This is a genomic window from Proteiniphilum sp. UBA5463 (assembly GCF_002427225.1).
Classification (GTDB): Bacteria; Bacteroidota; Bacteroidia; order Bacteroidales; family Dysgonomonadaceae; genus Proteiniphilum; species Proteiniphilum propionicum.
On the sequence record NZ_DIQL01000024.1, the window covers coordinates 1 to 14,244 of the forward strand.

At 41.6% G+C, this 14,244-nt stretch carries 8 protein-coding genes; all 8 read right to left on the reverse strand.

From position 1 onward, the window contains the following. On the reverse strand, nucleotides 1–2,033 hold a 2,033-nt coding region (locus tag B3B27_RS03885; RefSeq protein WP_286846901.1), incomplete at its 3' end, for a glycoside hydrolase family 3 N-terminal domain-containing protein. 355 nt (nucleotides 2,034–2,388) lie between these two features. Next, nucleotides 2,389–3,759, reverse strand: a complete 1,371-nt coding sequence (locus B3B27_RS03890; protein WP_286833538.1) for a glucoamylase family protein — start codon at nucleotides 3,757–3,759, stop codon at nucleotides 2,389–2,391. Nucleotides 3,760–3,788: 29 nt separating this feature from the next. Continuing rightward, nucleotides 3,789–5,441: a glucoamylase family protein gene (locus B3B27_RS03895; RefSeq protein WP_286833540.1), complete on the reverse strand. Its 1,653-nt coding sequence runs from the start codon at nucleotides 5,439–5,441 to the stop codon at nucleotides 3,789–3,791. Nucleotides 5,442–5,455: 14 nt separating this feature from the next. After that, on the reverse strand, nucleotides 5,456–6,241 hold the full coding sequence (locus tag B3B27_RS03900; protein WP_286833542.1) for a prolyl oligopeptidase family serine peptidase: 786 nt from the start codon (nucleotides 6,239–6,241) through the stop codon (nucleotides 5,456–5,458). A 74-nt stretch (nucleotides 6,242–6,315) separates the two neighbouring features. Continuing rightward, a complete protein-coding gene (locus B3B27_RS03905) occupies nucleotides 6,316–7,107 on the reverse strand; it encodes a LamG domain-containing protein (RefSeq protein ID WP_286833543.1) in 792 nt (263 codons plus the stop codon). A gap of 19 nt (nucleotides 7,108–7,126) precedes the next feature. After that, nucleotides 7,127–8,668, reverse strand: coding sequence for a RagB/SusD family nutrient uptake outer membrane protein (locus B3B27_RS03910; protein ID WP_286833545.1), 1,542 nt, complete (start codon nucleotides 8,666–8,668; stop codon nucleotides 7,127–7,129). Nucleotides 8,669–8,762: 94 nt separating this feature from the next. Then, nucleotides 8,763–11,777 (reverse strand): SusC/RagA family TonB-linked outer membrane protein, encoded by a 3,015-nt coding sequence (locus B3B27_RS03915; RefSeq protein ID WP_286833547.1) that lies wholly within the window; start codon nucleotides 11,775–11,777, stop codon nucleotides 8,763–8,765. Between the two features lie 204 nt (nucleotides 11,778–11,981). Next, the coding region (locus B3B27_RS03920) for a helix-turn-helix and ligand-binding sensor domain-containing protein (RefSeq protein WP_286845948.1) at nucleotides 11,982–14,244 on the reverse strand (2,263 nt) is incomplete at its 5' end.

The following is a 14,244-nucleotide window of genomic DNA, read 5'->3' on the forward strand; positions in this document are numbered from 1 at the left end:
GGCCCTGTATTTCTGACATCAGCCGTAACGTTAATCTTGTCCTCTCTTGATTTTAGTATCTTTTTGTCGGTTTTTACATTATCTATTTTAAACGTTGTATAGCTTAACCCGTATCCAAAGGGATAAAGCGGGGTGATAGACGTGTCCAGATATCCAGACTTGTAATCTACCGATTCATCGTTCAGATTTACAGGACGGCCTGTATTCTTTTGGTTGTAGTAAACCGGTATCTGTCCCACATTCCTGGGAAAAGAGATCACCAATCGCCCTGAGGGATTATAATCGCCCGCGACAACGTCGGCGATACCAAATCCTCCTTGTGTCCCCGGAAACCATGCATGTAGAATTGCAGCGAGATTTTTATCTTCCCATGACAAATCGAGTGGCCGGCCGCTTAATGATATTAACACGATGGGCTTCCCTGTCTGTTTTAAGGCTTGCAGCAATTCTCTCTGTGCACCCGGCAGGCGAATGTCGGTACGTACGGCAGCTTCTCCCGACCAGTTAAAATCTTCACCCATCGCAGCAATTACAATATCTGCCCTGCGTGCCGCTAAAACAGCTTCGGCTATTCTTCCCGGAGTTGTTTCGGTGATGGAAGATCCTTCTGCGTAAATGAGTTTCACCGAGGAGCCTTTGTATTTTTCTGTAACCCCCCTGAGGATGGAAATGCTTTTGTTTCGATCACCCAGTCCTGCCCATTCCCCATTCATGTTTACGGAGTCGTTCATAAGCGGACCAATCAAGGCAACGGTCATGGCTTTGTCCTTTTTTACAGGGAGGAGATTGTTTTCGTTTTTCAGCAGCACTACCGATGAGGCTACGGCCTTGCGGGCAGTTTCCATGAATTCCGGAGTCATCGTGTTCTGTTTTGCCCTCTCTTCGTTGAGGTAACGATAAGGATCGTCAAAAAGTCCGAGCAGGAACTTCATCTCCAGGATACGCCTTGTGGCATTGTCGATAGCTTTTTCCGGCACTTTCCCTTCATTTACCGATTTCACCAGATGCTTGATGAAGGTTGCGCCTGTCATATCCATATCAATACCCGCGTTTATCGCCAATTCTGCAGCATGTTTCTCATTTTTAGCCACACCGTGTGGTACCAGTTCGTTGATACCTGTATAATCACTCACTACAAACCCTGTAAAGCGCCATTCGTTGCGCAACACTTCCGTCAATATCCAGCGGTTAGCAGTAGCAGGTACCCCGTTTATTTCATTAAAGGAGGCCATCATCGTGCCAACACCGGCATCTATCGCTGCTTTATAAGGTGGCAAATACACATTTCTTAGAGTATGCTCCGACAGCTCTGCCAGATTGTAATCTCTTCCCGATTCGGCGGCACCATAGGCTGCCAGATGTTTTCCGCATGCAAGCAGCGTTGTGAGACTATTGAGAGACTTAGAATCTTTGCCACCCTGAAAGCCGCTTACTCTAGCTTCAGCCACCTTGCTGCCCAACCAGGGGTCTTCTCCGGCGCCCTCCATTACACGACCCCAGCGAGCGTCTCTTGAAATATCGACCATAGGAGCAAATGTCCAGTTGATTCCGTCTGAAGCTGCCTCTATGGCTGCAATCTCCGCAGTCCTTCTCATCATTTCCAAATCCCAGGAGCAAGCTTCTCCCAAAGGAATTGGGAAAATTGTTTTGTATCCATGAATTACGTCCTGTCCAAAGAGGATGGGAATTCTCAACCTGGTGGAATCGACGGCGAACTGCTGAAACCTACGAATACCTTCCACTGTGGTGGCATTGAAAATACTTCCTATCAATCCTTTCTCCAGATAGGGCCGAAAATCATCGGACATTACCGGTCCTGTGATCGACCAGTTGGCAGAGAATTGTGCCATCTGCCCTATTTTCTCTTCGAGTGTCATCAGCTTCAGTAAAGAATCGACACGTCTCTCCACGTTTTTATCGTTGCTGAAACTTTGCCATTTGCCGGATTCAAAAGTACCGGATGAAGTTGAATTACAGCCTGTTATTAAAATTAACGTCAAAATAAATGCTATTGGAATAGTGGCTCTACTCATATTATTTCCTTTCTCTTTAATAGTCCGTTGATATTTTTGCCTATTATCGTTATGTTCAGGTAATTATGCCGCTTGTTTAAAAAAGCATCTTCAATGCGGATAATCGATTAATTATGATAATCCCAAAAAAAATATTGAACCGTAATTTTATTTTTTTGTTTAAAAAATTTTCCGATTATTGATTTTAGATAACTAGACACTGATTTATAAGGGTGCTGAATTTTTTTATTCTTCTATTTTTACTCTTGAGTCTGCTCCGAAAACCCCAAAACCCGATTTCAGGAGGTCGCAACTAGCTGGAAATCAATGGTGTTCTTTGTGGGATTTTCAGCAAAAAAGACTTATCGGAGGGGACTCACTCTTTATATGTAAATCCTAATTTCTTTAAACCCTCCTCTATTTCAGGAGCATTCATAAATAGTTCCCAAAGCAGGCCGGTACGGTAGTTTTCTATCATTGGAGCAATAGTGAGTTGATCAATAGCCAGGTAGCGTTGTGGATACCAATTGTATTCAATGCTAAAAGCATCGTAAAAACCATATTTACCCCACAGTTTATCTCCCAATTCATTGTAAAAATACTTTAATGCTTTCATCGACTGCTCAGGTGTATATGGGAAGCTGGATAACGCTGCTGTAGGCGTAATTACTCCAAGGTCATTCATTCCCGGCATATGAGCTGAATATCCGTTTACTGAATAACTGGCTGTCAATCCCCAGCAGTTTTCTGCGTATCCTTCTAATCTTTTGGGGTTTTCCACACAATACTCATAGTTGATAAGCGTTTGGTTCCGGTTGAGTTGCCAGTAGTCGGCATATTGGTCTGATAATCCTTTCGGACTGAGTCCGATATATGAGTAGTGTGCCCAGAAAAGAGGCCCGCCATACTCCTCAGCGCCGTTATGCTTGAGTATTAAAGGATAACCGTAAGTAACATTTTTACTTTTAATACCCCCTCCCCTGGCCCAACCATTATGGTAGGCTGACGCTGGAATTGAGTGAGTTGGAGATGATGCTGCTAAAATATATGTGATCAGACATTCGTTGTATCCTTCCAGCGGAAAGTTCATTTCCCAGTTGTATTCGGGACTCCAATGCCAATAGAGCACATCCTGTCCGTTCAGGTACCACGTCCAGTCCATTTCCCGCCAGAGGATGTCTATTTTTTCAGCAAGCAGTTTTTCATTTTCATTGCCGTTTTTGAAGTATTCCCGTACTATAAGAAGTCCTTGCATCAAAAAAGCACTCTCCACAAGATCACCTCCGTTATCTTTCTTACTGAACGGTTTAACTTTGCCGCTAGGGCCATGGAGCCAGTGTGGCCAGACACCGTGAAAACGGTCAGCGGAAGCCAGATAATCTGTAATCTGGTGTAACCTTGCTACGCCTTCAGTGCGTTGAACAAAACCACGTTCAATCCCAACAACCAGCCCGGCAATTCCAAAACCGCTGCCGCCGGTGGTAATTACATCAGCATCATTTTGGGGGTAAATCCCGTCTATATGTATTCGCTCGGGTGCAAGCCCGGAGGTTGGTTCCGCCCCATCCCACATGTAATTGAGATGTTTCTTCTGTATAAAGTCAAGAAATTCATTGTCTGAAGCAAAGTTTTTGGGGCGTCTCTCATCAACTATAGCCGGTTCTTTTTTATTGTTGCTATTGCATGTTATAAAGGAAACAGCACCGAAAATAAGTGCAACGATTGACAGGAGTTTATGATTATTCATCTTTATAATGGTTGTTTAATTTTTCTATTTCAGTAAGCGATAAAGGTAAACCCAAGGTTTGTCAGTCCGGCCTTAATTTCAGGAGAGCTCATAAACAGTTTCCACAGCAATCCCGTTTTGTAATTCTCAATCATTACAACAACCGGACCTTGGTTGATGGCGATGTGCTGGTTATCGAACCAGTTTTCCGACAGGTTGAAAGCATCAACAAAGCCATATTCTTTCCATAGTTTATCGCCGAGCTTATAATAGAAGAAGCGAAGCGCACGCATAGATTCTTCGGGTGTATAGGGCATTGATGCCAGTGCAGCTGTGGGGGCGATTACACCCCGGTCGTTTGTCGGAGAATGAGCACTATATCCCTGGTCCCCGTCGCTTGCGGTTAGTCCCCAGCAATGTTCACTGTAGCCGCTGTATTTTCTCGGATTGTCTTTACAATATGAATAATTGATAAGTGTGTGATGCTGGTTTTGTTCCCAATAATCGGCATATAGGTCATTCAATCCTCTTGGATTGAGCCCCATAAACGAATAATGGGCGAAGAACAACGGTCCCCCGAGGTCGGAGCCTAAGGGTAGTTTATAACCGAAGTACGATCTGTTGTTAGCCATACTCCCGTTTCGTGCCCATCCTTTCAGGTAAGTCTCTTTTGAGATGGGATGCAATGGCGAAGAGGCAGCCAGTACGTAAGTTATAAGACTTTCGTTCCAACCCGAAATTTTCATATTCATCTGCCATTCGTACTCCGGACTCCAATGCCAGTAGAGAACGCTTTCCCCCCCCTTTTGGAACCATGTCCAATCAATATCTTCCCATAAACGGGTAATCTCTTCGCTTAAACGTGTTTCTTCGAGAGTGGAGTTCGAAAAATATTGTCTGGCGGTAAGCAACCCCTGAAACAAAAGCGATGTTTCCACCAAATCGGCACCATTATCGAATGTGCTGAAGGGTATCGTTTCGCCGGTTTCGCCGTGAATCCAATGGGCGAAAGCACCATGGTAGCGTGCGCATTTTGTATTGAGGAAAGTTACAATTTTTCGAATTCGTTGCAATGCCTCATCTTTGGTTATAAATCCATGCTCTGCAGCAACAATCATTGCCATAATGCCGAATCCTGTACCGCCGGTAGTTACCGTATTTCCGGAAGTGGTGCGTTCACGCGCCATTCCGCTTACCGGGTGCCCGAAATCCCAGAAATAATTGAAAGTCTGTTTTTGCACCAATGTGAGCAATTCTTCATCGGATATGCGTGGAAATTTATCGGCAGGGTTAATACCGGTAGTGATCATATATATCTTTGCGGTTACGATCAAATTGCCCGATACCGACTTGAGTCCTGTATTTATAATCAACTGATACGAAGTGTAAGGAGTCAGCTCTTTTTCAGTTTTTATTTGTATAGTCCGGTTATCTATTGTGTAAACCAACGGAATATTATCTACTCCGGATTTTCGCAACACAATGTTTTTCTGCAAACTGATAGGATCAACGACATCCGAAAAAATCAGTTTTACTGTCAATTCCGGATTTATATTTACGTACTGACTAGAATTCTCTATTCCATCTATTTCAATTATTTCCAATTCAAATGTACTCGCTGCAGGTTTACTGCCGTTTTCACTGCACGTCCAGAATAATAAGGCGAGAGCCAAGAACAGTAATCTCCAAAACAGTTTTTGCATAAAGTGAAACCGGTTTATTGTCTATTTTGCTGAAACAACCACGACATAAAATCTGGTCTGTTAAAAGCCGGTTCCCAACTGGCGTGATTAACTCCGGGGAGTTCAATATATTCAACACTTGTTCCCTCTTCTTTCAATTTCAGATAAACGTCGCGTGAAAATTGTACGGGCACTACCGAATCGGCATCGCCATGGAAAATGCGGAAAGCCGTTTTTGAGGAAAACCCTTTGAACCGATCGGTGTTAATCCCTCCGCAAATGGGTATTGCAGCTGCAAATAAATCGGGAAAGCGGCAAACCATATCCAACGTCCCCATTCCGCCCATTGATAGTCCAATGATATAGATTCGGCCTTTATCCACTGGATACGTTTTTATCAGATTGTCCAACAACTCTTTTGTTAAAGCCAAAGGCTTGGATATTTCTGCATTGACCGGAAACGGAATTCCTTCTTTGAAGTTATCGGGGCGTTTAGGTGTTGGCCAATACAATCCTTCGGGACATTGCGGGAAGATAACAAAGCAAGGATATTTTTCGCGGTTTACCGGATTGGTAAACATCGTGGCGCCATGACGAAGTTGTGATATATTATCTGAACCCCTTTCGCCCGCTCCGTGTAGAAACAAGACAAGGGGATATTTTTCCCCCTTTTCTATATGAAGGGGATTTAATTGTCGATAAGGCAGGGAGTCTCTTTTTTCTGATATGAGAATACCTGGTTGGTATTCGTGATATTGAGCGTTGGCTATCGCTATAAAAACAATAGAAGACAAAAGAAAGAAAAATGTGCGATGTTTCATATCCAGATTTTTTTTATCACCGCTGGTTCGCTTTTTTAGAGTGAGCCTGCGGTGATTATTATAATTCAATTATTTTATTTAGCCATCACAAATGCGATCTCTTCAGCGGTCAACGCTTTATTGAATATGCGAAGTTCATCTATAAGGCTGTTGTCAGAGAGATGCCCCCATCCATTAAAATATGGAGCTCCGGAGCCAATAGACATGAAATCACATCCTTTCCAGCTTATTTCTGAGAGATTTGCAGTGGCTACTTCCTCTGTGTCAATATACAAAAAGGCTTTACCTTTGGTCAATACCAGCGAAATGTATTTCCAATCGGTTGAAGCAGGGTCAATGTCGGCTTTGTCCGCTCCATCCAGCCAACTGTCGTCCGTTCCGTTCCCGATATTTGCTTTAATTCGTTGTTTACCGGATGCATTTTCTCTAAAAATACGAATGCCTGATGATCTGTTGATCTGGTTGTTTGCTGGCTGGCCTTCATCTTTAGGCGATATAACCAGTATCCCTGCCCTGTCTGGTGTGCTGTTTACTTTGTACCAGAATCCGAATGTCATTTCGTTTTTCAGGGGTGCTGCCATATTGTTAATACCAAACTTCAGATAGCTGTCTTTGGCTCCGGCATAGGCCTTGCCTTTTTTACCTTCGGCAAGGGAAGGAGTGCCAACAACAGAAGCTTCCATTAAACTCTGGTAGTCTTCGTAATCTTTATCAAACGACATATAAAATATCTGTCCGTCACTTCCAATGGGTGGTGGTGTTGGCTGTTCGGGATAATCGAAAGGTGGGTTTTGACCCAGATCCTGAAAACAAGACACCATTAATATTGATAATGACACAAGCAATATATATCCTGTTTTTTTCATAACGTTCATTTTTAATTATTTAATAATTCGGATTCTGTATCAGCACACCATTTGATTTATCCACTTCGTTTTGCGGTAGAGGCAATAGTTGATGCTTGTCCTGATATTTTGTCTTTCCGGCAGAATGTAGCACCTCCATGGCAATTCCCCAGCGAACCAGATCGTAAAATCTGTCGAACTCCATTCCTAACTCCACACGTCGTTCGTGACGAATGGCATTACGTAATTCCTCCTGATTTGTAGTTGTCACTTTAGGTAATATGGAAGCATTGTTACCACGTGCTCTCGCCCTTACCATTTCTAAATAACCCTGAGCTTCGACAGTCTTGCCAAGCTCAATGGCAGATTCGGCAGCCATCAGAACTACATCTGAATAGCGAATAATACGTATATTGAACCAGTGTCCCGATTTTGAAAAAGTTAAGCGCATTGCTGGATTGGTATATGCTTTTTTGTTGTAATATTTATTTATCACGTCAGCATTGGCTATCGGTTTCTCTCCATATGGCTGATTTCCCGGAATAGAATTCGGGTCACCTCCTGTTTTGTAAAAATACAAAAGGGTTTCGTCCTTACGAGGATCTCCGGGTTCAAAGGCTTCTGCCAGATTTTCAGTTGGGGTATTCCATCCCCATCCCAGATTCCATTCGCCGGCACCACGCACGCCTTGTACCTGAGCAAATTGGCTTCCAATGTCGTTTGATTCCGGTTGCGAAGGGGTGGCCGTACATTGTAATTCAAATACCGACTCACTACTGTTCTCACCGGTCTCACGAAAGATCTGATTATAGGGTGTATTGAGATTATATATTCCTGAGTGAATAACATCTGTAGATGCAGTGTACATATTGTTCCAATCGTTTCTCATCATAAAAGCTCTTGCATGCAGTGAACGCGCAGCTCCCCATGTAAGTCTGCCTATATAAACAGGAGGCCATTCCCTTGGCAGATGTTCTTCGGCAGTGGTCAGATCATTGTCTATTAAAGTGTAGATTTCAGAAACAGCAGATTTCGGGATATTGGCTTCCTCTGCTTTGTCTATTTTAAAATCAATTTTGGGAACTTCTCCGAAAGCACGAACAAGGTTGAAGAAGGCAAATGCACGGAAGAAATGAGCCTCCGACTTGTTTATAAGGTCACCTTCTGAGAGAGTTCCCTTTTCATCTTCCGCTTGCGCTATGTCATAGAGGATTTTGTTTGCAAGATTAATAATTTCGTAATTGCCTGTCCAGTAGGATCCTATAAGCCCATTTGTGGCGATATATTCAAAATCATCATACATTACACCGTGTGCGGCACCGTCTGCCGCCGTACTTCCTTTTTCCGCATCTTCTGAACGGAAGCTGTGAATGGCAAGCGCTGTAGTACCCGAGGTCACATGAAAGCCTCTAATTTTCGCATATAGTGTAAACACATCGGACTGGAAAGAACCGCCACTCCCTTCATCGCCTTCTACCCATTCGCCCTGTGGCCTTTGGTCCAGTAAATCGCTACATCCGTTAAGAATAAGTACTGTGACTGCGGTTAAAATCATCAAGAGATATGCTCTATTTTTTTTCATAAGATTAATTTATTTTTCAGTGTTGGCATATTAAACCATCTATAATAATTTTTGAAAATATAAGTATGAATGCTCGTTTAATATGACCTGTTATTTAAAAAGTTAAATTTACACCAAAAGTATAGATCATTGGCATTGGGTAAGTGCCGCCATCTATTCCGAAAGCCAATGCTGACCCACCTATTTCAGGTGTATATCCTGTATTGCGAGTCCATGTCTTCAGGTTCTGTACATTCGCATAAATGCGCAATGATTTAAGAAAAATCCTTTGTAATAATTCATCATTAAATGTATATCCCAGCTGTAAATTACGTATTCTGAAAAAGCTGCCATCTTCAATAAAGTATTCTGAATTGATAAGGTTGATAGATCTTGAAGGATTCAAAATAGGCTCCCAATTTGAGCTACCTTCACCATTCCAACGACTCATCCTTTTAGTCAGGTAGTTGAGCTGTGCATAAGTAGGATCGTCCCATGTCCTGTATATCTCATTGCCATATACTCCCATCAAGTCTATTCCCAGATCGAATTTTTTATAGTTCAGGCTGATATTAAATCCGTAAGTGAAATCTGGAGTAGGATTACCTATCATTGTGCGGTCATCCTGCGTGATCTCACCATCTCCATCAATATCCACAAATTTTAAATCGCCGGGGGCTACACTTCCAACCTTGTTGGGGTAATAGGTCTTTACATCTTCCCTATTCTGGTAGACGCCCGCTACCTTATAACCAAAAAAATGTCCTACAGGATATCCTTCCAATGAGCGGGAGATTCCTCCAGCGTCAAAAATGGCATCTTCGGGGCCTCGACCCAGGGAGACTACTTTATTATCAATTGTGGTAAGGTTGGCCGAAAGCGAATAATTTAAACCTCCTACACCAATCCTGTCTGTCCAGGTTGCTGAGATTTCAACCCCTTTGTTTTGTATTTCCCCCAAGTTTTCAAGTGAATTTTTTGCTCCGGAAAAACCGGAAAGCATTACAATTATATCCTTGGTGCTTTTATTATAATATACTGGCTCGATTCTTAATCTATTATTCAATATGTTGATTTCGAATCCTGCCTCCCAAGCATATGTCTTTTCCCATGACAGATCTTGAGGAAGATACTGAATGGAATATCCAGTAACGATATTATCACCAAATACGGCGCTTCCGGAACTTGTTAATTGCGGATAAGTGGGATAATTGTATCCTCCTGTGTTCTGGCTTCCAAGTACTCCCCACGAACCTTTCAGTTTCAGATAATCAATAAACGATAGCTCTTTAATAAACTCTTCTTCCGAAGCTACCCATCCCCCGCCAAATGAGTAGAAGTTATCCCATGTGTTGCCTGCAGCTCGAAAAACTGATGCTCCGTCACGTCTGTAGGAAGCATTGAAGAGATATCTGTTTTCGTAGTTATAAAGAGCACGCAGCAGATAAGACATGGTGAAGCGTTTGTATTGACTGCTGCTGTTGCCGGAAGACTTTGAGGGTATTGATGAGATCCACCACTTATCGATATCGTTACTTGGAATGGAAAAGATAATATCTTCTATGTTTTGGCTCCTTGAAGCGCCAAGATATGAATATTCAGTAAAATTTGTTGTTAATCCGGCAGTTGCTGTCAGATTGTGGCCTCCGAAAGAGTTTTGATAAGACAAGATGTAGTCGCCCTGTGCAACGGTACGTGTTGATTTTGACTGTGATAAGGATTCATTGGTTGTCAGGTTTTCTTTTTCTCCCAAATCGGGATTATACACATAAACTATTGGACTGTACTCCCTGTTTTCAGCAACTGCATAATCCAAAGATAAAGTAGTTTTAAAGTTGAAATTTTTCAAGAAGTCTACTTCTCCATAAATATTACCTGCTGCACGATTGTTTTCAGCAATATTGTGATTCTCTCTTGCCTCAATATCAATAAGTGGATTCCAGACTTGTGCACGTTGAAAATCAGGAAGAGTATGTAGTAACAGGCCGGTTTCGTCATAAACAGGAGCTACAGGAGCTGCCTTGATTGAGCTGCTCACACCCTTTGCATCTGCAGGAAGTGTTCTTGATGCATTGACCTGATAACCGAATCGCAGCGCATTTGTCACGCTGTAGTCGCTGCTAAGGTTAAGAGTTAATCGTGAATATTTTTCGTGTATGATGTTTCCTTCTTCAGAGGTGTAGCCTATACCCATATAAAACCGGTTCTTATCGCTTGCACCGGTAATACTTATATTGTTATTTGTGATAAATCCTTTTTGAAAGATTTCATCCTGCCAATCTGTATCGGCAGACCAGTTAGTATAGTCAAAAGGGACCAATCCTTGGTTTATACGCTGTTCGTTATACAGTTCCTTGAATTGTGCGGCATTGGTCATCGGCATTTTGTGGGTAACATCTTTGAAGCCGGCTGATGAATTGAAATTAACTATCGTCTGCCCCTTTTTTGCACGTTTCGTGTTCACAATTATTACTCCATTGGCGCCACGTACTCCGAAGATAGCCAATGAGGAGGGATCTTTAAGAATTTCCATTGATTCGATATCGGAGGGGTTCAGATAATTTATGTTATCCGAAAAGAGTCCGTCTACAACATACAAAGGAGAATAGCCATTGATAGAGTTTGTGCCCCTGATTCTTATTTCAGGATCCTGTCCCGCGCGCCCAGTGTTAACAACCTGTACCCCCGCTACTTTACCTTGAAGTGATGTCAGAATATTGGTAGAAGGACGATTAGATATTTCCTCTGCATTTATACTGGCGATTGAGCCGGTCAGGTCTCTTTTTTTCGCCGTGCCGTAACCAATCACTAAAACTTCTTCCAGTGCATGCACATCTTCCGATAGCCGTACATCGATTGTTGAGCGCCCGTTTACGGGTATCTCTATCGTTATCATTCCAATATAGCTGAAAACGATAGTCCCGTTTACAGGTACTTTATCAAGTATGTACTTCCCGTCAATATTTGTAACGGTACCGTGGCCGGTGCCTTTCACTAAAATGCTGACCCCGATTGCAGGGTCGCCTGTTGATTCTTCTGTTACCGTTCCGGAAACGGTAATTTGCTGTTGCGCAATTATAGCAAAAGAAAACAGAAGAAAACTAAAAACTGATGCAATTTTCAATTTCATGGATTCCTCGTTTTTTGTTTAAAAAAAATAATTTTAATAAAGGAAGTGTTTACATATTGAAAGAAAAAATTATTTACCTCTTTAAAAATACGTTATGTTCTATAACATATTTTTAAAGTGTACTTTTATACTACTGCACAACGTGTCAATCTATATATATACAGTAGATTATATATGGATGTCTTGTAAATGTAAAGTAGCTGCTTATCGGAAATTTATCATAAAATCTACTAAATTTTCTGATTCGTCAAGCTGAAGTTTCTTCCTTAAACGGTAACGTGCGGCTTCTACTCCGCGTATAGATATATTCAGTAATTTTGCAATATCTTTTGATGAATAGTTTAGTCGCAGCAATGTACATAATTTCAGATCGCCGGGTGTGAGTGAGGGATACCTTTTTTTAAGTTTTCTGAAAAAATTTTCATGTATAAGGTCGAAATTTTCCTGGAAAACAGCCCACTCATCTTCCTTAGAAAGATTCTTTTGAATCATTTTTAAAAGTTTGTTACCTTCGGTGCGATTAATTTTTGCAGCTAAAATATAAGCCTGTATATCTGCACGCAAGCTCTTTAAAAATTCAGAGTGATTAATAAGCATCATTGTTGCACTGGCCAACTCCTTGCTTTTGTAATTCAGATCTGTCACCAGCTTTTCATTTTTTAAAGCCGTTATCTCTTTTTCCTGTCTTGCAATTTGAGCTATACGCCTGTTTTCCTGTTCTGTAAAAAATTTATTTTTTTTGTGTACAATTCTCTGTATATGGTTTTTTATCAGAAGACCGGTCACAGATCCAATAAAAAAGAAATAGAGTAAGTATGACCACCAGGTTTTATACCACGGATTTTTTATCTTGAAGGAAAAGCTTACGGAAGAGAGTTCATTTCCTGAACTGTTAAAAACATATGCATTCATTATGTAATCACCTGCTGGAAGGTTGTTGTAAGCTATATAGAGATTATCATCGGTTTTTACGCGGCGGTTGTCGTATCCATGCAGTAAACATTCAACACGGAAAATTTGCTTTGAGAATTCAGGATACATAAACTGAAATCCAATATCGTTGGATTGAAAGTCAATAATCGCTTTTTTGTACAGATCAAGGTAGACTGTTTGATCGTTTTTCCTGTTATGGTAAGTAACCGATGAGATCTGCAGGTCAATCTTATCCGGCAACATCCCATCGGATAACTTGTATTTTCCAATTCCACCGTTAAGGCAGAAGTAGGAGCTCCCATAATCTGAAACATATACATTTGCTCTTCCTTCATTTGGAGGGTTATTAAGAATGCTATATGGAATACGGTCCTTTACACTATATCTGTTTTGATCGAATTCAACGAGAGCGTACTCTGTCTTGCGAATGAACCAAAACAGGTCGTCGTTTACATGTACAATCCGGTAGGTGTCTGCGAAATCGGGCAGATCGTGATTTAGCAGGTCGAAAGGAATAATTTTTCGTTGAATATCATCGAATGTAAAAAAATGGTAACCATCGGTAAAAACAACTCTACCCTTCAATTTCATAACTTTAATAGAATGTAATGTAGATTTTTGTTCTGTGTCGAACGAAAGATGATTCTCCATCTCAACCACCCGCTGTAAATCACTGTCCAGTTTCAACCGATATACCCCTTTATACATATGTCCCGCCCAGATATTACCAGCATGATCAATCTCGAGGTTTTTTATCAGGTCGGAGAACCCATCTATAGGATGGCTGAATGTCCAGTCACCAGATTCATCATGGGTGTAAACATATATTGATGTGTATGAAGATTCCAAAAGTATATTCTTACCGTTGATAGTTGCCTGCTTGATATCCATACCTCCTGTTTTTGCTTTTGGGATAGGTACCTCTTGGTCACTCTCAATTAGAGAGGTACCCAGATTATGCCCAACAAAAATTTGTTTACCGAATTTTTTTATAAACCAGGACTGAATATCGAACTGAGGAATGCGGATAAAACTATTAGCGTGTGCATTGTAGGTGTAAACTCCTTGATTAGTCGCAATATATATTGAATTATTGAAAAACAGAATATCTTCCACCAGACCTGTTTGAATATCGGCTGGTTCAAAGAATGTGAACGGAGAGTTTGTACGAATATTGGAAATACCGTTGTCTAGTGCTGCCCAGATAGTGTGGGCACGATCCTCATATAATGCAAGAACGGTGTTGTTGTTCAAGCCGTTGTTGCGGTTGATATGCCATAACTTCACACCGTTTTTGTTAATGGCAAACAGACCGCTGTTGAGTGTTCCGAACAGCAAGAGAGAATCTCCAGCACAGATAGCCCGGTTTACAATTGCTTCCCGTAGTTCATCTTCAATGGATATATGCCATGGTACAGGTGTTTGATCGTTTTTGGAGAGGCGGTAAAGTCCGCTCTTTGACGTGACCAGCAGATAGTAGTCATCGAAAGGTAATACTGCCACCACGTCGTCGTTATTTAGTTGTTTGCGTGTC

Bases quoted from the DNA above. Each gene is read 5' to 3' on its own strand.
- B3B27_RS03890 (WP_286833538.1), bottom strand. From the start codon at position 3,759: ATGAATAATCATAAACTCCTGTCAATCGTTGCACTTATTTTCGGTGCT.
- B3B27_RS03895 (WP_286833540.1), bottom strand. From the start codon at position 5,441: ATGCAAAAACTGTTTTGGAGATTACTGTTCTTGGCTCTCGCCTTATTA.
- B3B27_RS03900 (WP_286833542.1), bottom strand. From the start codon at position 6,241: ATGAAACATCGCACATTTTTCTTTCTTTTGTCTTCTATTGTTTTTATA.
- B3B27_RS03905 (WP_286833543.1), bottom strand. From the start codon at position 7,107: ATGAAAAAAACAGGATATATATTGCTTGTGTCATTATCAATATTAATG.
- B3B27_RS03910 (WP_286833545.1), bottom strand. From the start codon at position 8,668: ATGAAAAAAAATAGAGCATATCTCTTGATGATTTTAACCGCAGTCACA.
- B3B27_RS03915 (WP_286833547.1), bottom strand. From the start codon at position 11,777: ATGAAATTGAAAATTGCATCAGTTTTTAGTTTTCTTCTGTTTTCTTTT.